The organism is Streptomyces sp. MS19 (assembly GCF_047200595.1).
Taxonomy (GTDB): Bacteria; Actinomycetota; Actinomycetes; order Streptomycetales; family Streptomycetaceae; genus Streptomyces.
In genome coordinates, this window is record NZ_JBJZOH010000019.1 from 1 (window position 1) to 25,564 (window position 25,564).

Below are 25,564 nucleotides of genomic sequence, written 5' to 3' on the forward strand. Positions count from 1 at the left end.
GTGGGCCGAGTATCCGGGGCGCCCGTGGGGGGTGCGTGACGGTGGCGGGAGGCGGCTCCGGCGGGCATTTCGAGGGGCAGGTCACGGGGCATTTCCCGGGGGGTGCGGCGGGTGGCGGGTGGTCCGGCCAGGGCGGCGGACGCGGTGGTGACGGTGGGCAGGGCGGTGCCGGGTGCGGTGCGGATCACAGGAGCGGCCGGGGACTCGGGGGGCGTCTGGCGGGGGGCGCGTTCCGGCGGGGCCGGGGTCGTGGCCTTCGGGGTGTGGGGCGGAGGGCTGGTCGTGTGGCCGGTGCCGGGCACGGGAAGGCGGCCTTCGGTCAGGACGCGGTGGAGCCGTCCCGCGTCGAGGGGTGCGCTGAAGGCGAGGCCCTGCGCCTCGCGGCAGCCGAGGGCGCGCAGTTCCGCCGCCTGGTCGGCGGTGTCCACGCCGTCCGCGAGGCTGTCGATGCCGAGGTCGGCGGCCATGCGCAGCAGGGCTCCCGCGACGGTGCGCAGGACGGCGGAGCCCGGCAGACCGTCCACCAGGTACCGGTCGAGGCGCAGCAGGCGTACGGGGAGCCGCTGGAGTGCCGCGATCCCGCTGCCGCCGCCGAGGCCGCTCAGCGCGAGGGTGATCCCGAGCCGGCCCAGGTCGGCGACGCGGCGTGACACGTCCGCCGCCGCGAGGACCGCGCCCGCCTCGGGGATCTCGATCATGAGGGCGTCAGGGGCGAGCCCGTGGCGTCCGAGGAGCCGTTCCAGGCGGGGCGCGGCGAGGGCGCTGTCGGCCAGGCAGGGGCCGGGGACGCGGACGGCGACGGGGACGGTGAGTCCGTCGAGGTGGCGCCTGGCCGCCTCGGCGATGGCGCGTTCCAGCAGGCGGCCTGTCGGGCCGGGGTGGTGCGCGGCGTCGGCGGCGGGGTCGTGGCGTGCGCCGTCCGGGCCGGGGAACTGGGCCGGGACGCCGTGGCCGCGGGGGCGTCCCGCGGTCGCGGTGACGGCGGTGACGCGGCCGTCCGCCAGGTCCACGATGGGCTGGTGCAGCAGGGTCAGCGGCTCCGGCGGGCGCGCGGTGTGTCTGTGGCGCTCGGGCCAGGGGTCGTGGGCCGGGCGTGCCGGACGCACCGGGTGCGCGGGGTGGGCCGGGAGCACGGGGTGACCCGCGTGCAGCGCGTTCGCCGACGGGGCCGTGCGGACCGTGCCGCCGTGGGGCGGGGAACCGGGGTGGCGGTGGGGCACGTACAGCTCGACGCGGTCCTTGCCCGACTGCTTCGCGCGGTACATGGCGAGGTCGGCGTCGCGCATCAGCGCCGTGGGGGTGGCGCCTGGCTCGGCGAGGGCGACGCCGATGCTGGCGGCGATGCGCAGCTCGCGGCCGTTCACGAGGTAGGGGCGGGACACGGCGGCGCGCACGCGTTCGGCGACGGCGAGGACGCGCCCGGTCCTGTCGGTGCCGCCGGGTCCGGCGGGGTCGCCCGCAATGAGGGCGGCGAACTCGTCGCCGCCGAGCCTGGCCGTGGTGTCCTGGGCGCGGACGGACTCCCGCAGGCGGGCGGCGGCCTGGATGAGCAGTTCGTCCCCGGCCTGGTGCCCCACCGAGTCGTTGACCGCCTTGAAGCCGTCGAGGTCGATGAAGAAGAGGGCGGCGGCCCGGTCGGCGGGGCGTTCGGCGGCGAGGGCGCGGCGTACCCGTTCGGTGAACAGGGCCCGGTTCGGCAGGTCGGTGAGGGGGTCGTGCGTGGCGCTGTGCTCCAGCTGGGCCTGGAGTCTGACGCGCTCGGTGACATCGCGGCTGTTGAGGATGAGGCCGCCCGCGTGGCGGTTCACGGTGGACTCGACGTTGAGCCAGCGGCCGTCGCCGTGCCGGACGCGGCACTCGATGCGGGTGGCGGGCTCGCGGGCGGGCGGGACGGACAGGAAGCGCCGCAGTTCGCGGCGGACGCGCAACTCGTCGTCCGGGTGGATGAGGGCGGCCAGCGCGCCGCCGATGAGACGGTCGGCCCGCTGCCCGTAGACGCCGCTGGCGGCCGGGCTGACGTAGCGGAGCGTGCCGTCCGGGTCCGCGATCATGATGACGTCGCTCGACCCCTGGACGAGGGAGCGGAACCAGTTCTCCTTCTGCGCCAGCTCGCGGGTGAGCTGGACGTTGTCGAGGAGGGTGAGGCCCTGGCGTACCAGCAGGGCGAGGACGACGGCGCACGCCGTGAAACCGACGACGCGGTCCACGTCACGGCCGCTGACTATGGTGATCAGGATGCCGAGCACGCAGACGGCCGCCGCCAGGTAGGGCGTCACGGCGGCCAGGGAGCCGGCGAGCGGGCGCAGCGGCCGCACGGGGGTCTCGAACCCGGCCACCAGGGCGTCCGCCGCGCGGGCCGGTCCCGGCGGTAGGGCGGGCGCGCCGTCCGGGGGCTCCTCGCCGCGGACGACCAGCCAGGGCGCGGCGGCGAGCAGCAGGGACGCGGCGAACCACCCGGCGTCCAGGAGTCGTCCCGAGCTGTAGCGTTCGCGCAGCAGCGGCGAGGTGAAGAGCGCGTCGCACAGGACCGTGAGGACGAGGGCGCCGACGACGGTGTTGATGGCGGCCCGGTGGGCGGCGGAGCGCCGGAAGTGGAGCACCAGGACGATGCTCACGAGCGCGATGTCGAGCAGCGGGTACGCCAGGGCGAGCGCGGCGCGGGTGACGGTGATGCCGTGCCACTGCGCGGTGTGGGCGAGCGCGAGGCTCCAGGACAGCGTCATCAGCGAGCCGCCGATGAGCCATGCGTCGAGCGCCAGGCAGATCCAGCCCGATCTGGTGACCGGGCGCTTCGCGAGCATCAGCAGGCCGACGATGGCCAGCGGCGCGAACAGCAGGTAGCACAGGTCGGCGACCGAGGTGCGCGGCACCGGCTGGCGCAGCACCACCTCGTACCAGGCCCAGACGGCGTTGCCCAGGCCGATCATCAGCGACGACAGGCCGATGAGGGCCCAGCCGGGGCGGAGGTCGCCCGCCCGCCCGTGCGCGAACCACAGGCACGACCCGGCGGCGAGGAAGGCGGCGGCGCTGAGGCCGAAGTCCCCCATGACCAGGGCCACCCCGGTCGATCCCCAGCCGAGGACGGCGCCCGCGGCGTACCCGGTGCAGACGGCGGCGAACGCCAGGCGGGGGGCGGCGCCGCGGAGAAGGGGGGACCGCGCGTTCCGTGGGGGCCGCCGGTCAGGTGACGGCCGTGGGAAGGTCTCTCGGTGGCGCATGCGCGTGTCGCCCCCCTCTCGTTCGGGCTCGCCCCGGACGGACGATACACCAGAACAGTCACTCAGCGACATAGCTACCTCACTTAAAGTGACTATAGGGGGGACCTGTTGCCCCACCCTTCCGTGCGCACCCTGTGCGGTACGGAGGCCGGAGGGGGCGGGGCCTGGTCAGGCGGCCGGGGCGGCTCCGGTGCCCGTCGCCTTGACGTGGTGGACGGGCTCCCCCGCGGCGAACCGGCCGAGCTGGGCGTGGAGCAGCCGTTCCGCGCGCGGCCTGAAGGCGGTGCTCGGACCGCCCACGTGCGGGGTGATCAGGACGCCGGGAGCGCGCCACAGGGGGTGGCCGGCGGGCAGCGGCTCGGGGTCCGTCACGTCCAGCGCGGCGAGCAGCCGTCCCGCGTTCGTCTCGGCCAGCAGCGCCGCAGTGTCCACGACGGCGCCGCGTGCCACGTTCACCAGCAGCGCGCCGTCCTTCATCCGCGCGAGGAAGGCGGCGTCGACGAGGCCGCGCGTGGCGTCGCTGAGCGGGACCGCCAGGATCACGACGTCGGCGGCGGGCAGGAGTTCCGGCAGGTCGGAGGTGGTGTGGACGGGGCCGCGCGGGGTGTCCCTGGCGCTGCCCGCGACGCGCAGCACCCCGGCGACCTCGAACGGCAGCAGGCGGTTCTCGATCGCGGCGCCGATGCCCCCGTAACCGATGATCAGCACGGTGCGGTCGGCCAGCGCCGTGTGGAAGCCCGGCTGCCAGCGGCCTTCGGCCTGCGCGCGCACCGCGCCGGGGATACCGCGCAGCGCGGACAGGGTGAGGGCGAGCGCGAGTTCGGCCGTGCTGGTGTTGTGGAGGCTTCCCGCGTTGCACAGTTGCGCCCCCTGCGGAAGGGAGGCGACGGCGGGCAGCATATGGTCGATGCCCGCGGTGAGTGTCTGGACGACGCGCACACCCGTCATGTACGGCAGGGGGCGGAGCACTTCCTCCTGCGGACGCATGTACGGGACGACGTAGAACGCACAGCGCGCCGGGTCCCCGGGGAACTCCCCCGAGCCGTCCCAGTGGTGGTAGGTGAGCGAGTCGGGCAGCGCGGCCGGGTCGGAGGGCGGGAAGGGCAGCCATACGTCCTGTGGGGTCATGCCGCCAGGCTATGACCCGGTTCCCGGCGCCCGGCGGGAGGGCCGTGGCGGGCGGGTGCGCGGGCGGTGCGGGCGTGCGGGGCGGCGGGCCAGGGGAAGGAACGGCGGCGGGTGCGGTACAGGACGGTCGGGGCGTCAGCCCTGCGCGTGGGGGCCGTCGGTCTTGGCTGCATGCCCATGAGCTGGGGCTACTCGGCCTCGGAACGCTCCGGGGAAACGTCACTGCGCACCGTGGACGCCGCCCTCGACGCGGGCTGCTCGCTGCTCGACACGGCGGACATGTACGGGCCGTACACCAACGAGCTGCTGCTCGGCCGCGTACTGCGCAGGCGGCGGGCCGACGCGTTCGTCGCCACCAAGGGCGGCCTGCTCGCCGGGGAGCAGCACCTCGTGACGGACGGCCGCCCCTCGTCGATGCGCCGGGCCTGCGACGCGTCGCTGCGGCGGCTGCGGACGGACGTGATCGACCTCTACCAGCTGCACCGGCCCGACCCCGAGGTCCCGGTGGAGGAGACGTGGGGCGCGATGGCCGACCTGGTGCGCGCGGGGAAGGTGCGGGCGCTGGGACTGTGCGCCGTGCCGGGCGCGGAACGGCGGCGCGGCGCCGGTGAGCCGCCGCACGCGGGGACGCTGCGGCTGCTGGACCGGGTGCAGCAGGTGTTCCCGGTGAGCGCGGTGCAGGCCGAGTTGTCGGTGTGGGCGACCGGGGCCCTGTCGCGGCTCGTGCCGTGGTGCGCGACGCGGGGGGTGGCGTTCCTGGCGGCGATGCCGCTGGGCAGCGGCTTCCTGACGGGCACGCTCGTGCCGGGCGGCGGCTTCGAACCGGCCGACCTGCGGGCGCGGCACCCGCGGTTCACCGCCGAGATGATGGCGGCGAACCAGCCGGTGGTGGCGGGGCTGCGCCGCGTCGCGGCCCGGCATCCGGGCGCCACCCCGGCGCAGGTCGCGCTGGCGTGGCTGCTCGCGCTGGGGCCGCACGTCATCCCGGTCCCGGGGACGAAGAAGCCGCGCTGGGCGGTGGAGAACGCGGCGGCGGCCGACCTGGAGCTGACGGCGCGCGATCTGGCGGAGATCGCCGCCCTGCCGCCCGCCCGCGAGTCGTGGGTGTGACGCGGCAGGCATCAAGCGGCGCGGGGCGGGGTACGGCGCTTGCCGGAGGTGTGCTGATGACGTTCCGCCATGGCACCGCGTACGCGACGCTCGCCGCGCTGGCGCTGCTGCTGCCCGCCTGTTCGCCGGACGAGGGGGACGGCGAGGAGGGCGGGGGCACGCCGTCCGCCTCGGCGCCGTCCGCCTCGGCGCCGCCCGCGCCCGGCGGGGAGCCGCCGCCGGAGGAGTCGGCGTCGGCGCCGGTGGCCTCGGTGGCGCCCGCCGAGGGGTCGGCCGAGGTGGTGGGCACGGTCGCCGAGGACCTGGACGCGCCGTGGGGCCTGGTGGCGCTGCCGGACGGGGACCTGCTCGTCGGCTCGCGCGACGGCGGCGCGGTCCGGCGGATCGCGGCGGACGGGGGCGGGGTGACGGACGCCGGGGAGATCCCGGGTGTGGCGGGCGGCGCGGGCGAGGGCGGACTGCTCGGGCTCGCGCCGGCGCCCGACTTCCCCGACTCGGGCCGCCTGTACGCGTACTACACGGCGGACGACGACAACCGGATCTCGATGTTCCGCTACGACGCCTCCGCCCCGGCCGGGGAGCAGCTGACGCCGGACGGCGACCTCGTCACCGGCATCCCGCGCGGCGACCGTATCCACCACGGCGGCGCGCTCGCGTTCGGACCCGACGGGATGCTCTGGGCGGCGACCGGCGACACCGACAACTCAGGGCGGCTCTCCCAGGACGAGCGGTCGCTCGCCGGGAAGATCCTGCGCATCGACCCGGCGACGGGCGGCGCACCGCCGGACAACCCGGACCCGGACTCGCTGGTGTACTCGCTGGGGCACCGGAACGTGCAGGGGCTCGCCTGGGACTCGGAGGGCGCGCTGTGGGCGACCGAGCTGGGCGACGACACGTGGGACGAGCTGAACCTGATCGAGCCGGGCGGGAACTACGGCTGGCCCGAGCAGGAGGGGCGCGGCGGCGCGGCGGAGGGGTTCGTCGATCCGGTCGAGCAGTGGCCTCCGGCGGAGGCGTCGCCGAGCGGCATGGCGTTCCAGGGCGGCTCGCTGTGGCTGGCCGGGCTGCGCGGGGAGCGGCTGTGGCGTGTGCCGCTCGACGGGAGCGAGCCGGTGGCGGAGCCGGGGGCGTTCCTCGAAGGCGCGTACGGGCGGCTGCGGACGGTCCTGCCCGTGGGGGACGACGAACTGCTGCTGGTCACCAACGAGACGGACGGCCGGGGCAGCCCCGAGGACGGTGACGACCGCGTCCTCCGCGTCCGGGTGAGCTGACCCGCGCCCCGCGCCCCGCGCCCCACGCGCGGGAGGCGACTTGTCGATCGCGTGCCGGGCCGCGCGCATTGCGCTGGTGCGCGCGATCGCGGCGGCGGGTGGCGGTACCGCGCCGTCGTCCGGCGTCGCGGCAGCGGTGGACCACGACGGCCGGGCATGGAGGCGGTCGTCACGCGCGCCGGGGATGACCGGGAAGCCGGCGGATCGGCCCCGGCCTTCTCGGCGGCTGTGTGCTGATGGGCCCGCACGGTCATGGAGTCCACCGACGCCAGGTCGGAAAGTCGCTCGGAAGTGCTGTCGGCGCCCCGGCGCGCCCAGTGGGACCAGCAGCGGGTGGTGCCGTCCGGAGTGGCCGGTCGGCGTGGACATCCCGGCACCGGCGGCCGGCCGGCCGTGGTGCTGACGCAGGACCGGATGACGGCGGGAGCCGGAACCCGCCGGTGATCCCGCCCCCGGCGGCGAACCCGGCACGCCGAGGCGACGACAGCGCGGTCGGCGCCCAGGCACGGCCCGCAGGCGACCACATGACCGGCGGTCTCGTCGCGGCCTGACGATGCCGGACGCGGTGCGGCGTACAGCGCCGGACCGCACGTGCCACGGCGGGACGGCGAGGTTCCGCGGGCCGGAGGCGCACGGCGGCACTGCCGTCCCCCCGGCCAGGCCCCGCCGCCCTGTGGAGGGCGTCGCTCACGGCTGCGGCGAACCGTTCACCGCGCACGCCCGGAGAAGCGCCCGCTGGAGGCCGCTCCCCCGCGGGGCGTGGTCAGGAGGCCGCGGCCTGGTCGAGCAGGCCGAGGCGGTGGGCCACCGCGGCGGCCTCGCCCCGGCCCGAGACCTCCAGTTTCGCCAGGATGTTGGAGACGTGGACGCTCGCGGTCTTCGGCGAGATGAACAGTTCCTCGGCTATCTGCCGGTTGCTGCGGCCGACCGCGACCAGGGCCAGGACGTCGCGCTCGCGCGGCGTCAGGCCGGGCACCGTCCCGGCGGACGGCGCGGCGGGGCCCGCCGTCGCCAGGGACAGCCGGGCGCGCTGGGCCAGCCGCGCGAGCCGCTCCCTCAGCTCGCCCGCGCCCAGCTCGACGGCGCCGGCCCAGGCCGCCGCCAGCCGTTCGGCCGCCGCGTCGCGGTCGCCCTCCGCGAGCAGCGCCTCGCCGTGCCGGGCGGCGATCCTGGCCGTCTCGAACGGGCGCGACAGACCCGCGAACGCCTCCGCCACCGCGGCCCAGTCGGCCGCCGTGGCCGTGCCCTCGGCCCTGCGCAGCTCCGCGTCGAGCAGCGCGGCGTGCGCCTCCCACACGGGGTAGTCGCGCCGGAGGCCCGCCGCGTGATCCCGGATGGCGGCGATCGCCTCGGCCCGCCCGGGATCGGCGGCCGGATTGCCCACGCTGTCGGACTCCGCCTCGGCCGCCCGTACCAGCAGCGGCCACGTGTACCTGCCGTTGCCCGCGCGCGCCCGCTCCGCGTGGGCCGGGGCGAGGATCTCCCGCGCCTCCAGGACCCGGCCGTCGGCGGCCGCGAGCGCCAGGCGGTATTCGAGGAGCGGATGGCCGTACTGCGGCGCCCAGCCGTACGGGCTGTGCTGCTGAAGGACCTCGGCGACCTCCGTCCTGGCCGTGGCGAGGTCGCCGCGTGCCAGGGCGATCCGTGCCAGGCGCTGCGCGGCGAGAGCGCGCCCGACCGGGGTCTGCGCGTGACGGCGCGCCTCCTCGGCCGCCGCGTGCGCCTCCGCCCAGCGGCCGAGCGAGAACAGCGCGTCGGCCTGGTTGCCCTGGAGCCACGCGACGCTCTCCCGCAGGCCGTAGGCGTCGGCGATGCGCAGTCCCGCCTCGCCGACCCGCAGCGACTCGGCGGAGCGGCCGAGCGATTCGAGGAGCGACTGGAGGTTGACGTGGCAGCGCGCCACGAGCGCGTGCATCCCGTCCTTCGTGACGGTCTCCGTGACGGCCCGCAGGTGGACGAGCCCTTCGTCGCCCCGCCCGATCTCGACGAGGAGCCCGCCGAGGCTCATCCGCGCGTTCAGCTCGGTCTCGCGGTCGCCGACCTGGCGGGCCACCTCCATGGCGGACTCGGCCACCGCCAGATTCTCCGGCCGGGGGTCGAAGATCGAGTTCCACAGCGCGGACTCGGCGATGACCTTGGCGTGGATGCGGGAGGGCGGCAGGCCGCCCAGCAGGTCGCGTGCGGCGGCCAGTTCGTCGGCGCCGGTGCCGCGCCCGAAGTTGCGCACATGCTTCGACTGCTCGGCCCGGAACCACGCCTCGCGCAGCGGGTGCCCCATCCCCTCAAGCGCCCGCAGGGCGCGCCGTACGACGGACACACCGCGCTCGGGCTCGCCCGCGTAGCGCGCGGCGAGCGTCATCTCGGCGAGCAGGTCGAGGAACAGCAGGTCGTCGTCGTCGCACTTGCACAGCGGGTAGGCCTCGGCGTCCTCCGCGAGCGGCAGCCGCCTGCGGACCTCGGCCGGGGCGCTGTCCCACAGCTCCAGGGCGCGTTCGAGCAGTTGCAGCTGCTCGGCGTACGCCCAGCGGCACCTGGCGTCCTCAGCGGCGGCCATGACGGCGGGGAGGGCGCGCTCGGGGTCGTTCGCCCGGTACCAGTAGCCGGCGAGGCGGGCGGCCAGTTCGTCGACGCAGACGAGGGTGGGATCGGCCTCCAGCGCCTCGGCGTACCGCCGGTTCACGCGCGTGCGCTCGCCCGGCAGCAGGTCCTCCTCGACGGCCTCGCGCAGCAGGGCGTGGCGGAAGCTGTAGGTCTCGTTGTCGCGGGCCCGCAGGATGTTGGCGTTGACCGCCGTGCGGACGGCGTCGATCAGTTCGTCGTCCGCCAGGCCGGTGACGGCGCGCAGCAGGCGGTGCTCGACGTGCGACCCGCCGGGGGCGGCGATGGCGATGACGCGCTGGGCGGCGTCGGGCAGCGCCTCGACGCGCATCAGCAGCAGGTCGCGGACGGAGTCGCTGAGCGAGCCCGGCCCGGAGAGGCAGCACAGCTCCTCGACGAAGAACGCGTTGCCCTCGGAGCGGCGGTACACCTCGTCCAGCTCGGCGAGGGAGGGCTCGGCGCCGTGGATGCCGGCGAGTTGGCCGCGCACCTCGTCGCGCGTGAAGCGGGCCAGGTCGAGGCGGCGGACGGACCTGAGCCTGTCCAGCTCGCCCAGGAAGGGGCGCAGCGGATGGCGGCGGTGGATGTCGTCCGACCGGTAGGTCGTGACCAGCAGGAGGCGGCCGTGCTGGAGTGATCGGAAGAGATAGCCGAGCAGTTCACGGGTGGACCGGTCGGACCAGTGGAGGTCCTCGATGACGAGCACGAGGGTGGTGGTCTCGGACAGGTTCTCCAGCAGCCGCGCGGTCAGCTCGAACAGCCGGGTGCGGCCCTCCTGCTCGCGGGTGGGCGGGGTCGCCACCTGCGTCCCCAGCTCGGGCAGCAGCCTGGCCAGCTCACCGCCGAATCCCGCGGCGGCCCGCGTCAGCTCGTCACCGAGCCGGTGGTGCAGGGCCCGCAGGACGGCGGCGAAGGGGGCGTACGGGAGGCCGTCGGCGCCCGCCTCGACGCAGGCGCCGATGGCGGTGACGGCGCCGGAGGCCCGCGCGCCCGCCAGGAACTCCTCGGCCAGCCGCGTCTTGCCGACGCCCGCCTCGCCGCTGATCAGGACGGCCTGGGGCCGCCCCTCCGCCGCCTCGGCGAGGGCGGCGGAGAGTGCTTCCCGTTCGGTGCGGCGTCCGACGAACACCGGGCTGACTGTCCTGCTGAGCATGTCGCGAAGCATCGCATATCCCACTGACATCCGAGAGGGGGCGAATGCCGTCAGGCCTTCGCCGACCGCCAGGGGATCCAGCGGCTGCCCGTCGCGCCGGGTACGCCGGCGGCGGTCGCGGACGTGCTCTCCGCCTTGCGGCGGGTGGCGCGGGCCCGCCGGACATCGCGCGCCAGGCGCTCGTCGTCGGCCTCGCGGCGCAGCGCGGCGAGGCGCAGTTCGATCAGGCTGAGTTCGATGGACATGGTTCCCGCTCCCTCGCTCGGCCCGGGGGCCTTCGGCTCTCCGGGTGTCTCCCGGTGAGCTCAAGACTCCTCGCCAAGGCGGGTCGGGCGCCTGGGGAGGACGGCGCATTTCCGGTGCTCGGACGGCCTCAGACGCGCCTCAGACGCGCCTCACCCGGCGTCTGAGGACCCTCTGAGGTGCCTTAGGTCGTGTCCGTTCGGATCGTGCCTGGCGCGCGCCGCCGGCCACCGCGCCTCGCCGCGTCACCGCATAGCCCGGGGACGCCCGGTATGCGTGGCGATCCGGTGCCTTGGTTGTCTCGTCGGCCCGGAGGCTGAGCCACCAGGGCCGCCGGGTGCGGGTGGTCGTGATCAGCACGGCGGCCACGGGCCAGGCTGCGGACAACCCGTCGGCGTCGAGCGCCCGCCGCGCGCGTGGCCTGGCCCCTCCCGCCGCCGCCGGCCCGTGCCTTCTCGTCTCATCGGCGGCGCGGACCGGTGGGGCGGTCAGTCCCCTGGCAGCGGGACGAGCCCCAGGCGGTGCACGAGCGCCGCCGCCTCGACGCGGCCGGTCACCTCCAGCTTGGCCAGGATGTTCGACACGTGGACGCTCGCGGTCTTCGGCGAGATGAACAGCTCCTCGGCTATCTGCCGGTTGCTGCGGCCCGCCGCGACCAGGGCGAGGACCTCGCGTTCCCTGGCGGTGAGGCCGAACGGGTCGGCGGGCGGGGACGCCGGGGCGCCCCCGCCGGCCGGCGGCTCGTCGAGCGTCAGCCTGGCCGAGGTGGCGAGCCGTTCGGCCCGGGTGCGCAGGGGCACCGCGCCCAGTCCGCCCGCTACCCGGACGGTCTCGCGCAGCAGGTCGGCGGCGGACGCGCGGTCCGCCGCGCCGCCCGCCGTCAGCAGGGACTCGGCCAGGCCGCAGCGTGCCTGGGCGAGGAGGAAGGGGATGCCGAGGGATGTCGTCGCCTCGACCGCCGCCCTCCAGTCCGCCGGGGTGTCGCGTCCTTCGGCGCGCAGCAGCCAGGCGTCCACCAGCACGCCGACGGCCGCCCAGGCGGGCATCAGTCCTGGCAGCCGTTCCCTGACCTCGCGGAGGAGCCCCAGTGCGTCGGCGCGGCCGGGGGCGGCGGCGGGCATGCCTCGCGTGTCCGCCTCGGCGCCGGCGGCGGCCACCAGTACCTGCCAGGCCAGCGAGGACGTGTACGGCGGCACCCCCGCCGTGAACGCCTCCGCCGCCAGCCGCCTGACATCGGGGTACCGGCCCTCCGCCGCGGCGAGCCCCACGGCGAGCCTGGCGCGGTGGAGGGTGTTGGGGCCGTACCCGTTCGTCGCGAAGAACTCGGCGTCCGCCTCGTCGAGACGGGCACGGGCCTGCGTCAGGTCGCCCCGCAGGACCGCCAGGTGTCCGGTCAGGAAGACGGCCCCGGCGCGCGGCCGCAGGCCGGCCGACGCCCGTCCCTCGGCGAGCGCGGCGTCCGCGTCCGCCCAGCGGCCGAGGGCGATGAGCGAGTCGGCGCGGTTGGTCTGGAGCCACTGCCTGGTGCGGTGGAGGCCGTGCCGGTCGGCGAGGACGAGACCGCGGTCGCCCGCGGCGAGCGCCTCGTCGAGGCGGCCGACCTCGCCGAGCGTCGCCGCGTAGTTGACCAGGCAGCGGCCCAGCAGCTCGATCCTGCCGTCCGCGATGATGCGGTCCGTCAGCTCGGCCAGCTCGGCCAGGCCGCCGGTCACGTCGCCCGAGTCCGCCAGCAGGCTGCCGAGGGAGAACCGCATGTACAGCTCGGTGTCCTCGGCGCCGACCTCGCGCGCCAGTCCGATCACGTGCCGGGCCATCTCGAACGCCTCCGGCTCCGGGCGCTGCTCCATGAGCCTGCGGCTGGCGATCTGGGCGAGGGCCTGCGCGTGGACGACGGACGGCGGCAGGTCCTTGAGCAGGTGCTCGGCGCGCAGCAGTTCGCTCCATCCGCTGTCGCTGTCGGTGTCCTGGGCGCCGTAGCGCGACCGTTGCAGCAGGAACCAGGCGGCGCGCAGCGGGTCCGCGTCCTCGTCCAGGTCGCGCAGCGCCCGGCGGCTGATGGCCAGGACGCGGTCGCGCTGTTCGGCGAGGGAGGCCGCCGTGACGGCCTCGGCGAGCAGGTCGGTGTGGTCCAGGGGACGGTCGGCGGGATCAGGGACGGGGTAGGCCCACATCGGCTCGGCGGGCCGCAGGCGTGCCCTGGCCTCCTCGGGGACGGCGGGCCACAGTTCGAGCGCGCGCTCCAGCAGGCGCAGCCGCTCGGCCTGCGCGGTACGGCGCCCGGCCTCGGTCGCGGCGGCGAGGACGGCGGGCAGGGCCTCGGCGCGGTCGCCCGAGTGGTACCAGTGGCTGGCGAGCCGCGCGGCGCGTTCGTCGGGGCTCACCAGGGCGGGGTCCTCGGCGAGCGCATCGGCGAACCGGCGGTTGAGTCCCGCGCGTTCGCCCGGCAGCAGGTCGTCCAGGACGGCTTCGCGCATCAGGGCGTGGTGGAAGCGGTAGCCGTCACGTTCGGGCACGGGCACGAGCAGCCGGGCGCCCACCGCCGCGCGCAGCGCCGCCAGCAGGTCGGCCTCGGGCAGGTCCGCGACGCGGGCGAGCAGCGCGTGCTCCACCATGGCGCCGCCCACGGCGACGGCCCGCAGCACGTCCTGCTCGGCCTCCGGCCTGGCCTCCAGGCGGACGAGCAGCAGGTCACGCAGGGGTTCGCTGATGCCGCCGAACCCGGCGGACGCCAGCGCCTCGACGAAGTACGCGTTGCCCTCCGAGCGGTCGAACACCTCGTCCAGGAGGGTGGCGGGCGGTGCGCTGCCCGTGATGCCGGCCAGCTGGGCGGCGACCTCGTCGCGCCTGAAGCGGCTCAGCTCGACGCGCCGTACGGTGCGCAGCCGGTCGAGCCCGGCCAGGAACGGGCGCAGCGGGTGGCGGCGGTGGATGTCGTCCGACCGGTAGGTGGCCACGACCAGCAGGCGCGCCGCCGGCAGGGAGCGTATGAGGTAGTCGAGCAGTTCGCGGGTGGAGCGGTCGGCCCAGTGCAGGTCCTCGATGACGACGACGAGCGGGCGGTGGGCGGCCGCCCGTTCCAGGAAGCGGGCGACCGACGCCGCCATGCGGCCCCGCTCCTGCCCGTCCGGGACGGCGGCGGGTGCCTCGCCCAGCTCCGGCAGGAGCCTGGCCAGCTCGCCGTCCACGCCGCCCACGGCGTCCGTCCGGTCGGGGCCGAGGCGGTGGCGGAGGGCGCGCAGGACTGCGGCGACGGGCGCGAACGGCAGGCCGTCCGCCCCCAGTTCGACGCAGGCGCCGACGGCGGTGACGACCTCGTCCTCCGGCAGCTCGGCAAGGAACTCCTCCAGCAGCCGCGACTTGCCGACCCCGGCTTCGCCGCCGACGACGCACACCTGCGTCTCGCCGCCCGCGGCTCGTTCGAGACAGTCCCCCAGCTCGGCCAGCTCGGCGGAGCGGCCGACGAACACGGGACTGACAGGCAGATTCTCCACGAGGCCGAGCATGACACGGGGCACTGACATCAGTCTCTCCCGCCGGCCGGCGGCCGAGTCCGGCAGACGGGGCCGTGCCCGGGGCGGACGGGCGTCACGCCGCCTCGGCCCAGCGGGGCCCGGGACGCCCGGCGGCGGAGGAAAGACCAGTGGGCCCAGTGGTGCCGGTGGTGGCCGGGGTGCCGGTGGTGGGCGCGCCGTCGGTGGTGGTCGTCGTGGTGCCGGTGCCTGCGCGGCGGGCCTTCCTGGCGGCTCGGTGCTCCCGCGCCGCCCGCTCCAGCTCGGCGGCGCGCTGTCGGTGCAGATCCAAGGTGAACATGCATCAAGCTTCGCGCCGGGGGCCCCTCCCCCGCATCGGGCAACAGCCCTGTTCACGCACCCCCCGGGACCTCAGAAGGCCCCGGCCCACCCCGTTCACGGGATGGACCGGGGCCTTAGATCCGGCCGCGCGCCGCCGCGCCGGGCGGTCGCGCCGTAAGGCACCTCAGGCGCTCACGCCGAGCCGTTCCAGGATCAGCTCGCGCGCCCGCCCCGCGTCCGCCTGGCCGCGCGTGGCCTTCATGACCGCGCCGACCAGCGCGCCCGCCGCCGCGACCTTGCCGCCGCGCACCTTGTCGGCGATGCCCGGGTTGGCCGCGATGGCCTCGTCCACGGCCGTGCCGAGCGCCCCCTCGTCGGAGACGACCCGCAGGCCGCGCTTCTCCACGACGTCGTCGGGGCCACCCTCGCCCGCGAGCACACCGTCGATGACCTGGCGGGCCAGCTTGTCGTTGAGCGCGCCCTCCGCGACCAGCGCGGCCACCCGCGCGACCTGCGCCGGGGTGATGGGCAGGGCCGACAGGTCGGTGCCCTGCTCGTTCGCCCGGCGCGCCAGCTCGCCGAGCCACCACTTGCGGGCGGCGGCCGCGTCCGCGCCCGCCTCGGTGGTGGCGACGATCAGGTCGACGGCGCCCGCGTTCAGGGCGGACTGCATCTCGTGCGCCGAGATGCCCCACTCGTCGCGCAGCCGCTTGCGGCGGGCGAGCGGCAGCTCGGGCAGCCCGGCGCGCAGCTCCTCCACCCACGCGCGGGCGGGGGCGAGGGGGACGAGGTCGGGCTCGGGGAAGTAGCGGTAGTCCTCCGCCTCCTCCTTGACGCGGCCCGAGGTGGTGCTGCCGTCCTCCTCGTGGAAGTGCCGGGTCTCCTGGACGATGACGCCGCCGTCGTCGAGGACGGCCGCGTGCCGCTGGATCTCGAAGCGGACGGCGCGCTCGACGCTGCGCAGCGAGTTGACGTTCTTCGTCTCGCTGCGCGTGCCGAACTTCTCCCGGCCGTGCGGACGCAGCGACAGGTTCACGTCGCAGCGCAGCTGGCCCATCTCCATGCGCGCCTCGGAGACGCCGAGCGACCTGATGACCTCGCGCAGCTCGGCCACGTAGGCGCGGGCGATCTCCGGGGCGCGGTCGCCCGCGCCGGTGATCGGCTTGGTGACGATCTCGATCAGCGGGATACCGGCGCGGTTGTAGTCCAGCAGCGAGTGCGACGCGCCGTGGATGCGGCCCGTCGCACCGCCGATGTGCGTGGACTTGCCGGTGTCCTCCTCCATGTGGGCGCGCTCGATGCCGACCCGGAAGACCTCGCCGTCCTCCAGCTGGACGTCCAGGTAGCCGTCGAACGCGATGGGCTCGTCGTACTGGGACGTCTGGAAGTTCTTCGGCATGTCCGGATAGAAGTAGTTCTTCCGGGCGAAGCGGCACCACTCGGCGATCCCGCAGTTCAGGGCGAGACCGATGCGGACGGCCGACTCGACGCCCGTGGCGTTGACCACGGGCAGCGCGCCGGGCAGGCCGAGGCAGACCGGGCAGGTCTGCGAGTTGGGCTCCGCGCCCAGGGTGGTGGCGCAGCCGCAGAACATCTTGGTGGCGGTGCCAAGCTCGACATGGACCTCCAGGCCCATGACGGGGTCGTAGGACGCGAGCGCGTCCTCGTACGACACCAGGTCGGTGACGGTCACGGTTCCCTCTCGGTGCTCAGTCGTCGGTGGTCATGCGGCGGATCTCCCGGATCAGCAGGGCGACGCCGGTGACGATCGCGGCGCCGTGGACCACGCCGTCGGCGATGCGCAGCTTGTCCTTGTCGACCCGGGCCTCGCGCAGCTGCCGCGTGACGCTGACGGCGCCGAACAGGGTCGTGCCGATGGACAGGTACATGCTGGCCTTCGACTTCTGCTTCTGCTTCTTCCTCATAGCGCGGGTGCCTCCTCAAGGATCGGGTGACCCCAGCGTGCCTGGTACGCGGCCTCGACCGCGGCTCCGACGCGGTAGAGGCGGTCGTCGGCCATGGCGGGCGCGATGATCTGGAGCCCGACCGGCAGACCGTCCTCCGGTGCCAGACCGCAGGGCAGTGACATGGCACTGTTACCCGCGAGGTTCACGGGAATGGTGCACAGATCCGCCAGGTACATCGCCACGGGGTCGTCCACGCGCTCGCCGATGGGGAACGCGGTGGTGGGCGTGGTCGGCGAGACGATCACGTCGACCTGGCCGAAGGCCGCCTCGAAGTCGCGGGCGACGAGGGTGCGGACCTTCTGGGCGCTGCCGTAGTACGCGTCGTAGTAGCCGGAGGACAGCGCGTACGTCCCGAGCATGACGCGGCGCTTCACCTCGGGGCCGAAGCCGGCCTGGCGGGTGAGGGAGGTGACCTCCTCGGCGGACCTGGTGCCGTCGTCGCCGACGCGCAGCCCGTAGCGCATGGCGTCGAAGCGGGCCAGGTTGGAGGAGCACTCGGACGGCGCGATCAGGTAGTACGCGGCCAGCGCCCTGTCGAACGACGGGCAGGACAGCTCGACGACCTCCGCGCCGAGGCTCCGCAGCAGCTCCACCGACTCGTCGAAGCGCTGGAGCACACCGGCCTGGAAGCCGTCGCCCCTGAACTCGCGGACGACGCCGACGCGCAGCCCGGCGACCGTTCCGTTGCGCGCCGCCTCGACGACGGGCGGGACGGGGGCGTCGACGGACGTGGAGTCGAGCGGGTCGTGCCCGGCGATGGCCTCGTGCAGCAGCGCCGCGTCCAGCACGGTGCGGGCGCAGGGGCCGCCCTGGTCGAGGGACGAGGAGAACGCCACCATGCCGTAGCGGGAGACGCCGCCGTAGGTGGGCTTGACGCCGACGGTGCCGGTGACGGCGGCGGGCTGCCGGATGGAGCCGCCGGTGTCGGTGCCGATGGCGAGCGGCGCCTGGAAGGACGCCAGGGACGCGGCGGAGCCGCCGCCGGAGCCGCCGGGGATGCGGGTGAGGTCCCACGGGTTGCCGGTGGGGCCGTACGCGCTGTTCTCGGTGGACGAGCCCATGGCGAACTCGTCCATGTTCGTCTTGCCCAGGATGACGATCCCGGCGTCCTTGAGGCGGCGCGTGACCGTCGCGTCGTACGGCGGCAGCCAGCCTTCGAGAATCCTGGAGCCGACGGTCGTGGGCACGCCCTCGGTGGTGAAGATGTCCTTCAGGGCCAGCGGCACCCCGGCCAGCGGGCCGAGCCGCTCCCCGGCCGCGCGGCGCTCATCGACGGCGCGGGCCTGCGCGAGCGCGCCCTCGCGGTCCACGTGCAGGAACGCGTGGACCTTCTCGTCCACGGCCTCGATCCGCGCGAGGTGGGCCTCGGCCGTCTCGGCGGCGCTGACGGAGCCGTCGGCGACGCGGGCCGCCAGCTCGGCGGCGGTGAGCCTGGTCAGGTCGGTCGGGTCGCTCACGGTCACTCCTCCCCCAGGATCTGCGGCACCTTGAAACGCTGCTGCTCCTGCGCGGGGGCGGCGGCGAGCGCCTGTCGCGCGGTCAGGCTCGGCCTGACGCGGTCCTCGCGCATGACGTTCGTGAGCGGCAGCGGGTGGGAGGTCGGCGGGACGTCCTGAGCGGCGACGTCGGCGACGCGGGCGACCGCGCCGATGATGTCGTCGAGCTGTCCGGCGAAGTGTTCCAGCTCTTCGTCGGTCAGCTCCAGACGCGCCAGCCGGGCGAGGTGGGCGACCTCCTCGCGCGTGATGCCGGGCATGTGGCGATCCTCTTGCTCGTCGCGGGCTTGGGTTTCCGCGCCCAATCCTATGGCGGGCGCGCTGCGGCCCGCGCACCGATTCCCGGCGGGGGCGCTCAGGCCTCGGCGGGCAGCGTACGGGTCGCCGCCGCCTCGGCCGGCAGGGGCAGCCCGGCGGGCACCGCGCCGCCCGGCAGTTCCTCGGCGGGGCGGCTGTCGCGGGCGCGGAGCCAGGCCGTCGTCTCGGCGGCGGGCATGGCGGCGGCGACGAGCCAGCCCTGCACGGCGTCGCAGCCGAGGTCGCGCAGCCGCTCCCACGTCTCGTCGTCCTCGACGCCCTCGGCGACGACCACCAGGCCGAGGGAGTGGGCCAGTTCGACGGTGCAGCGGACGATCTCGGCGTCCTGCGCGTCCACGGCGAGGCGGGCGACGAACGAGCGGTCTATCTTCAGCTCGCTCACCGGCAGGCGGCGCAGGTGGACGAGGGACGAGTAGCCGGTGCCGAAGTCGTCCAGGGACATGCGGACGCCGTGGCCGGTCAGCCCGGCGAGGGTGTCGGCGGCGTGCTGGGGGTCCTCCAGCATGACGTGCTCGGTGATCTCCAGCTGGAGCGAGCCGGCCGGGACGCCGTGCCGGGCGAGGCGGGCGGCGACCGCCCCGGCGAACCCGGGGGTGTAGACGTCGCGGGGCGACACGTTGACGGCGACGGGGACGGTGAGGCCGTGGGCGCGCCAGCGGGCGACCTGCCGCAGCGCGGTCTCCAGGACGTACTCGGTCAGGCGCGGCATCAGTCCCGACGTCTCGGCCATGGTGATGAACTCGTCGGGCGGGACGCGGCCCCGGTCGGGGTGCTCCCAGCGGATCAGGGCTTCGAGACCGGCGACCTCGCCGTCGAAGCGGACCTTCGGCTGGTAGTGCAGCTCGACCTGCCCGGCGTCGAGCGCGTGCCGCAGGTCGCCGAGGAGCGCGAGGCGGTCGGGGGTGTTGCTGTCGCGGGTGGCGTCGTAGACCTCGACGCCGCTGCGGTCCTGCTTGGCGTCGTACATCGCCACGTCGGCGCGGCGCAGCAGGTCCTCTGCGCCGGGCGCGTGGTCGGGGAAGACGGCGACGCCCGCGCTCGCCTCCACGACGATGGTGAGGCCGTCGAGGTCGAGGGGGGCGCCGAGGGAGCCGACGAGGGAGCGGGCGACGCGCTGGGCGCTGGTGGCGGAGGCGACGCGGGGCAGCAGGACGGCGAACTCGTCGCCGCCGAGCCTGGCGGGCTCGGCGCCGGCGGGCAGTCCGGTCCTGATGCGGTCGGCGATCTGGAGGAGGAGGCGGTCGCCGGCGAGGTGGCCCAGGGTGTCGTTGACGGCGCGGAAGCTGTCCAGGTCGATGAGGACGAGGGCGGCGCGTTCTCCGCCGCGTCCGGCGTCGGCGAGGGCGGCGCGGGTGCGTTCCAGGAGCCACTGGCGGTTGGGGAGGCCGGTGAGGGGGTCGCTGAGCTGGTCCTCGGCGCGGGCGCGTGCCATCCAGAAGGTGGAGTCGAGTGAGATGAGCGGGACGGCGAACAGCGGCAGCAGCAGCGGGGCGTGGGCGGCGACCACGGCTATGAGGGGGGCTATGCACAGGAGGGCTGTCGCGACGAGGCCCTGTTTCAGGAGCGCGCCCCAGGCGAGGGAGGGCAGGCCGCCGGGCGGGTCGCTGACGAGCCACAGGAGGAGCCGGGTGATGACGAGGTACGCGCAGGCGCCGAGGACGAGTTGCGGCATCGTGGCGGCCTGCCAGTCGCCGGGTTCCCAGGGGTGTTCGACGCTGGGCCGGGAGCCCCAGGCGGCGAGGGTCAGCGCGGCGCCGCCGACGCCGAGGATGTCGATGGCGCCGTGCCGGGTGGCCTGGAGGCGGCTCTCGCGGCGGGCGATGCCGGCGAGCGTCACCACGGCGAGGCTGACCAGCATGGCGGGGACCCAGCCGTAGAGCAGCAGCATGGCGAGGGCGAGGGCGGCGCCCGAGCCGGAACCGCCGCCCCACCAGCTGTCGCCGCCGAGGGCGACGAGGTGGGCGACGATCAGCCCGGTCAGGACGGCGAAGCCCCAGCCCGGCCGGTCGCCGGGGAAGAGGGCGTGGCCGCCGCCGAGGAGGCGGCAGACGCCGATGAGCAGGGCGACTCCTGCGGCGGCGAGGACGGCCGTGCCCGTGTGGCGCGCCAGCCGCGCGTATCCACGGGGCAGTGGCCGTCCTCCCCCGGAAGCTTGGTGCATGCGGGTCCCTCTCACGGCCGTGTCCGCCGCGCCCGGGGCGGACGTGTCCGCCCCACATTAGGCGTCCCGGCGGGCCGGGTGTCAGCCAACCCGGCTGCTTGCCCAAAGCACCTCACGGCGTGACGTGCCTCTGGTATATGCCACAGCCCTGTGCCGCCCATGCCCGTCAACTCCTGTGTCACCTCAGGAGTCTGACTGCTCTTCCGCCCCTTCCGCCCCTTCCCGCACGTCCCCGTCGGCTTCGGCTCCCGCGGTGACGGCCGCGGCACGCGCCGCGTCCGGCCCGTCGGCGAGCAGGACCGCGAACCCGTCCTCGTCCAGGACGGGCACCTTGAGCTGCACGGCCTTGTCGTACTTCGACCCCGGGCTGTCCCCGACGATGACGAAGTCGGTCTTCTTCGAAACCGATCCGGTCACTTTCGCGCCCTGGGCCTGAAGTGCGTCCCGGGCGGCGTCACGCGTCCAGCCCGCGAGGGTGCCGGTGACGACGGCGGTGACGCCCGCGAGGGCGCGCGGCGCCGTGTCCTTGCCGGTCTCCTCGGTGAGCCTTACCCCGGCGGCGCGCCACCGCTCCACGATGTCGCGGTGCCAGTCGATCGCGAACCAGTCCTTGAGCGAGGCGGCGATGGTCGGCCCGACGCCCTCGATGGCCGCCAGCTCCTCCTCGTCCGCCTCCGCGATGCGGTCGAGCGAGCCGAACTCGCGGGCCAGCGCCCGTGCCGCGACCGGTCCGACGTGCCGGATGGACAGGCCGGTGATCAGGGAGGCGAGCGGCCGGGTCTTGGCCTGCTCGATGCTCTCCAGCATGGCGAGGGTGTTCTTCTTCGGTTCGCCGCGCTGGTTGGCGAAGAAGGTGACGATCTTGGGCTCGCCGGTCTCCGGGTCGCGCTTGGGCAGGCCGGTGTCCTGGTCCAGGACGTAGGACCTGATGGGCAGCAGTTCGTCCACCGTGAGCTCGAAGAGGCGGCCCTCGTCGAGCAGCGGCGGCTCGGCCGGTTCGAGCGGCTGGGTGAGCGCGGTCGCCGCGACGTACCCGAAGTGGTCGATGTCGAGGCACCGGCGGCTGGCCAGGTAGGAGACACGCTCGCGCAGCTGGGCGGGACACGACCTTGCGTTGGGGCAGCGCAGGTCGATGTCGCCCTCCTTCATGGGCTGGAGCGTGTGCCCGCACTCCGGGCACTTCTCCGGCATCACGAACTCGCGCTCGCTGCCGTCCCGCAGGTCGGCGACCGGCCCGAGGATCTCCGGGATGACGTCCCCGGCCTTGCGCAGCGCGACCGTGTCGCCGATCAGCACGCCCTTGGCCTTGACGACCTGCTGGTTGTGCAGCGTGGCGAACTCGACCTCGGACCCGGCCACCGTCACCGGCTCCACGACCGCGTACGGCGTGACGCGCCCTGTCCTGCCGACGCCGACGCGGATGTCGACCAGCTTGGTGTTGACCTCCTCCGGCGGGTACTTCCAGGCGATGGCCCAGCGCGGCGCGCGGGAGGTGCTGCCCATGCGGCCCTGGAGGGGGATCTCGTCCACCTTGACCACGACGCCGTCGATCTCGTGCTCGACGGCGTGCCGGTGCTCGCCGTAGTGGGCGATGAACTCGCGCACCCCGTCCAGGTCCTCCACCACGCGGGCGGCGCGCGCGGTGGGCAGGCCCCACTCCTTCAGCAGCCCGTACGCGTCGGAGAGCCGGTCGATGGCGAAGCCCTCGCGCGCGCCGATGCCGTGCACGACCATCTGGAGGGCGCGGCCCGCCGTGACCTTGGGGTCCTTCTGCCGCAGCGAACCGGCGGCGGCGTTGCGCGGATTGGCGAACGGCTTCTCCCCCGCCTCGACGAGCCGCGCGTTCAGCTCCTCGAAGCGCTCCATGGCGAAGAAAACCTCGCCGCGGATCTCCACCAGATCGGGCACGCGGTCGCCGGCGAGCCGGTCGGGGATCTCGTCGATCGTCCGGACGTTGGGCGTGATGTCCTCGCCGACGCGGCCGTCCCCGCGGGTCGCGGCGCGGGTGAGGCGGCCGTGCTCGTACGTGAGGTTGACGGCGAGGCCGTCCACCTTCAGCTCGCACAGGAAGTGGTAGGGGATGCCGTCCAGTTCGGCGGCGACGCGGTCGGCCCAGGCGGACAGTTCCTCGTCGTCGAACGCGTTGTCCAGCGAGAGCATGCGCTCGCGGTGCTCGACGGCGGTGAACTCCGTCTCGTAGCTCCCGGCGACCGCCTGGGTGGGCGAGTCGGCCGTGCGCAGCTCCGGGTGCTCCTCCTCAAGGCCCTGCAACTCCCGCATCAGCGCGTCGAACTGCGCGTCGCTGATCACGGGCGTCCGCACGTAGTAGCGGAAGCGGTGCTCCTCGACCTGCTCGGCGAGGCGCGCGTGCCGTTCGCGCGCCTCCGGCGGCACGGAGGACTCCGCGCCGCCACCGCCGGACCGTTCGCCAGCCACCTTCTCGTCTCCCGTCACTCAGGGTCGTTCGCGAGGGATCGCGCCGCACGGACGCAGTGCGTGAGGGCTGCCGCCGCGTACGCCGGTGAGGCGCCCGCGAGTCCGCACACCGGGGTGACCGTCACGGCCTCGGCGAGAAGCGCCGGTGACAGCCCCAGCCTGCGCCAGAGCGTTCTGACTCCTGAGACAGTACCGGCCGGGTCTGACAATTCACCGGCCGTGGAACCGGTGCCGGGCACGACTCCGGCGAAGAGCGCCGTCCCGCCCTCGGCCGCCTCGCCGATCGCCTCGTCGTCACGCTCGGTGAGCAGCCCGAGGTCGAAGGAGACGCCCGTCGCCCCGGCCCGCCGCAGCAGGCCGAACGGGACGCCGGGCGCGCAGCTGTGCACGACCACCGGGTCGTCCCCGGCGGCGGCGATCACCCCGCGCAGGGTGTCCTCGACCACGGCGCGGTCCGGCGCGCGGTGGGTGCGGTAGCCGCTCGCGGTGGGGACGCGGCCGGTGAGCACGGCCGTGACCGACGGCTCGTCGAGCTGGAGGACGACACGGGCGCCCGGCACGCGCCGCCGTACGTCCGCGAGGTGGCCGCGCAGGCCCTCGGCGAGCGAGGCGGCGAGGTCGCGGACGGCGCCCGCGTCGCCCAGCATGGCCTCGCCGTTGCGCCGCTCCAGGGCGGCGGCCAGCGTCCAGGGGCCGACCGCCGCGACCTTGAGCGCGCCCGTGTACCCCTGGGTGAACTCCTCCAGGGCGTCGAGGTCCTGGCTGAGCCAGGCGTGGGCCCGGCGGGTGTCCCTGCCCGGCCGGTCGCCGAGGCGCCAGCCGCTGGGCTCGACCCGCGCGTACAGCTCGGCGAGCAGGCCCGCGGTGCGGCCGATCATGTCGGCGCCGGGGCCGCGCGCGGGCAGTTCCGGCAGGAAGAGCAGGCTCTCCAGGGAGCCGGTGGCGATCCGCGCGGCCTCGCGGGCGTCCTCGCCCGGCATCGAGCCGACGCCGGTGGCGGCGGCCGGGCCCCAGGGGAAGGCGGTGCCCGGCTGCTCGCCGGCGGTCGGTCGCGTCGTCGTGGCGGTCGTCGTGGCGGTCGTCGTGTCGGTCACGGGGACAACGTAAGTCACCCGGCGGGGCGCACCGACAGGTCGGTCACCTCCGCCCCGCGCGGCAGGTCGAGCGCGGTGAGAACGGTGGTGGCGACGGCGTCGGCGGTCATCCAGCGGTCGGGGTCGTAGACCTGGCCCTCCTGCTGGTGGACCTTCTCCTGCATGGGGGTGGCCGTGCGGCCAGGGTGGACGCTGGTGACGCGTACACCCTGTCCGGCCTCCTCGGCGCGCAGCGCGTCGGCCAGGGCCTTGAGACCGTGCTTGCTGGCTGCGTACGCGCCCCACTGGGCGTTGGCGCGCAGGCCCGCGCCGGAGTTGATGAAGACGACGTGGCCGCGTGCGGCGCGCAGTTGCGGCAGGAGGAGGCGGGTCAGTTCGGCGGGGGCGACGAGGTTGGCCGCGAGGGTGGAGCGCCAGACGGCGGGAGTCAGTTCGCCGATGGGGCCGAGTTCGACGACGCCCGCGCTGTGCACGAGGGAGTCGATGCGGTCGGGCGGCGACTGGTGGCCGAGCGCCCAGGAGAGCCGCTCGGGCTCGGCGAGGTTGCCGACGAGGGTGCGGGCGCCGGGGTGCTGGGCGGCCAGTTCCCTGGCGCGGCCCGCGTCGCGCGCCCACAGCCACAGCTCGTCGCCGCGGTCGGCGAGGCGCCTGGCCACGGCGGCGCCGATGCCGGAGCCCGCGCCGGTGATCACATGTGTTGCCATGGGGACATGCTCTCGTACGGTGGTGGAGGGCAGGCGGACAGGGAGAGGGGTTACGGGCATGCGGGTCGCCGTGGAGCAGTTCGCGTCGGGGGTCTCGCCGGTGGAGAACCTGAAGACGGTCACGGGCCGCGTGGCCGAGGCCGCGACGGAGGGCGCGGACGTCGTGGTGTTCCCCGAGGCGGCGATGGCGCGGTTCGGCATCCCGCTCGGGCCGGTGGCGGAGCCGCTGGACGGGCCGTGGGCGGCGGGCGTGCGGGAGGCGGCGGAACGGGCGGGCGTGCTGGTGGTGGCGGGCATGTTCACCCCGGCGCGGGACGGGCGGGTGCGGAACACGCTGCTGGTCACCGGGCGCGGCGTGGACACCTCCTACGACAAGCTGCACCTGTTCGACGCGTTCGGGTTCGCCGAGTCGGAGACGGTGGCTCCTGGTGACCGCACCGTGGTCGCGGATGTGGACGGCGTACGGCTCGGCTTCGCGACGTGCTACGACGTGCGGTTCCCGCAGTTGTTCACGCGGCTCGCCGGGCAGGGCGCGCGCGTGGTGCTGCTGTCCGCGTCGTGGGGCGCGGGGCCGGGGAAGGCGGAGCAGTGGGACGTGCTCGTGCGGGCGCGTGCGCTGGACAGTACGTGCTGGGTGGTCGCGGCCGGGCAGGCGGACCCGTCCACGGTGGGCGAGCCGCCGCGTACGGAGGCGCCCACAGGGATCGGGCACAGCATGGTCGTCTCACCGCTGGGTGAGGTGCGGGCAAGGCTCGGCGGCGAGCCGGGCCGGCTGGTGTTCGACCTGGACCCGGCGGAGGCGGACGCGGCACGCGCGGCGGTCCCCGTGCTGGCCAACAGGGTGGACGTCGCGGGCCTGTGACGGGGGCGCGCGTG

Annotated in this window: 17 protein-coding genes; 3 read left to right on the plus strand and 14 right to left on the minus strand. The window is 75.2% G+C overall.

All coding sequences use genetic code 11. The features are described 5' to 3' along the window. Together ACL02R_RS18655 and ACL02R_RS18660 are read right to left on the minus strand one after the other, a co-directional pair. The coding region (locus ACL02R_RS18655; protein ID WP_412798072.1) for a diguanylate cyclase domain-containing protein at positions 1 to 3,218 on the minus strand (3,218 nt) is incomplete at its 3' end. Positions 3,219 to 3,386: 168 nt separating this feature from the next. After that, entirely contained in the window at positions 3,387 to 4,346 is a 960-nt protein-coding gene (locus ACL02R_RS18660) for a 2-hydroxyacid dehydrogenase (RefSeq protein WP_412798073.1), read from the minus strand. A gap of 111 nt (positions 4,347 to 4,457) precedes the next feature. Here ACL02R_RS18660 and ACL02R_RS18665 point away from each other — a divergent pair, with 111 nt between their 5' ends. Both ACL02R_RS18665 and ACL02R_RS18670 read left to right on the plus strand, forming a co-directional pair. Continuing rightward, positions 4,458 to 5,456, plus strand: a complete 999-nt coding sequence (locus ACL02R_RS18665; protein WP_412798074.1) for an aldo/keto reductase — start codon at positions 4,458 to 4,460, stop codon at positions 5,454 to 5,456. A gap of 56 nt (positions 5,457 to 5,512) precedes the next feature. Beyond that, positions 5,513 to 6,727 (plus strand): PQQ-dependent sugar dehydrogenase, encoded by a 1,215-nt coding sequence (locus ACL02R_RS18670; RefSeq protein WP_412798075.1) that lies wholly within the window; start codon positions 5,513 to 5,515, stop codon positions 6,725 to 6,727. A 763-nt stretch (positions 6,728 to 7,490) separates the two neighbouring features. Here ACL02R_RS18670 and ACL02R_RS18675 read toward each other — a convergent pair. The 12 genes from ACL02R_RS18675 to ACL02R_RS18730 form a co-directional block, all read right to left on the minus strand. Further along, positions 7,491 to 10,478 carry a helix-turn-helix transcriptional regulator gene (locus ACL02R_RS18675; protein WP_412798076.1) on the minus strand — a complete coding sequence of 996 codons (2,988 nt, stop codon included), beginning with the start codon at positions 10,476 to 10,478 and terminating at the stop codon, positions 7,491 to 7,493. A gap of 50 nt (positions 10,479 to 10,528) precedes the next feature. Continuing rightward, positions 10,529 to 10,723 (minus strand): hypothetical protein, encoded by a 195-nt coding sequence (locus ACL02R_RS18680; RefSeq protein WP_412798077.1) that lies wholly within the window; start codon positions 10,721 to 10,723, stop codon positions 10,529 to 10,531. Positions 10,724 to 11,209: 486 nt separating this feature from the next. Beyond that, positions 11,210 to 14,242 carry a helix-turn-helix transcriptional regulator gene (locus tag ACL02R_RS18685; RefSeq protein ID WP_412798078.1) on the minus strand — a complete coding sequence of 1,011 codons (3,033 nt, stop codon included), beginning with the start codon at positions 14,240 to 14,242 and terminating at the stop codon, positions 11,210 to 11,212. A gap of 64 nt (positions 14,243 to 14,306) precedes the next feature. After that, positions 14,307 to 14,531, minus strand: a complete 225-nt coding sequence (locus ACL02R_RS18690; protein WP_412798079.1) for a hypothetical protein — start codon at positions 14,529 to 14,531, stop codon at positions 14,307 to 14,309. Between the two features lie 165 nt (positions 14,532 to 14,696). Continuing rightward, positions 14,697 to 16,205: an Asp-tRNA(Asn)/Glu-tRNA(Gln) amidotransferase subunit GatB gene (gatB, locus tag ACL02R_RS18695; protein WP_412798080.1), complete on the minus strand. Its 1,509-nt coding sequence runs from the start codon at positions 16,203 to 16,205 to the stop codon at positions 14,697 to 14,699. 16 nt (positions 16,206 to 16,221) lie between these two features. Next, positions 16,222 to 16,437 carry a hypothetical protein gene (locus tag ACL02R_RS18700; protein ID WP_412798081.1) on the minus strand — a complete coding sequence of 72 codons (216 nt, stop codon included), beginning with the start codon at positions 16,435 to 16,437 and terminating at the stop codon, positions 16,222 to 16,224. After that, positions 16,434 to 17,936, minus strand: coding sequence for an Asp-tRNA(Asn)/Glu-tRNA(Gln) amidotransferase subunit GatA (gatA, locus tag ACL02R_RS18705; protein ID WP_412798082.1), 1,503 nt, complete (start codon positions 17,934 to 17,936; stop codon positions 16,434 to 16,436). The genes ACL02R_RS18700 and gatA overlap by 4 nt, the downstream gene beginning before the upstream one ends. Positions 17,937 to 17,938: 2 nt before the next feature. Next, positions 17,939 to 18,235, minus strand: a complete 297-nt coding sequence (gatC, locus tag ACL02R_RS18710; RefSeq protein WP_412798083.1) for an Asp-tRNA(Asn)/Glu-tRNA(Gln) amidotransferase subunit GatC — start codon at positions 18,233 to 18,235, stop codon at positions 17,939 to 17,941. Between the two features lie 95 nt (positions 18,236 to 18,330). Further along, positions 18,331 to 20,454, minus strand: coding sequence for a putative bifunctional diguanylate cyclase/phosphodiesterase (locus ACL02R_RS18715; protein ID WP_412798084.1), 2,124 nt, complete (start codon positions 20,452 to 20,454; stop codon positions 18,331 to 18,333). 183 nt (positions 20,455 to 20,637) lie between these two features. Beyond that, positions 20,638 to 22,890, minus strand: coding sequence for an NAD-dependent DNA ligase LigA (gene ligA, locus ACL02R_RS18720; RefSeq protein ID WP_412798085.1), 2,253 nt, complete (start codon positions 22,888 to 22,890; stop codon positions 20,638 to 20,640). A gap of 14 nt (positions 22,891 to 22,904) precedes the next feature. Beyond that, entirely contained in the window at positions 22,905 to 23,984 is a 1,080-nt protein-coding gene (locus ACL02R_RS18725; RefSeq protein ID WP_412798086.1) for a methionine synthase, read from the minus strand. A 14-nt stretch (positions 23,985 to 23,998) separates the two neighbouring features. Next, positions 23,999 to 24,688 carry an SDR family oxidoreductase gene (locus ACL02R_RS18730; RefSeq protein ID WP_412798087.1) on the minus strand — a complete coding sequence of 230 codons (690 nt, stop codon included), beginning with the start codon at positions 24,686 to 24,688 and terminating at the stop codon, positions 23,999 to 24,001. A gap of 58 nt (positions 24,689 to 24,746) precedes the next feature. Between ACL02R_RS18730 and ACL02R_RS18735 the strand changes: the two genes are divergently transcribed. Next, on the plus strand, positions 24,747 to 25,550 hold the full coding sequence (locus ACL02R_RS18735; protein ID WP_412798088.1) for a carbon-nitrogen hydrolase family protein: 804 nt from the start codon (positions 24,747 to 24,749) through the stop codon (positions 25,548 to 25,550). Positions 25,551 to 25,564: the final 14 nt, after the last annotated feature.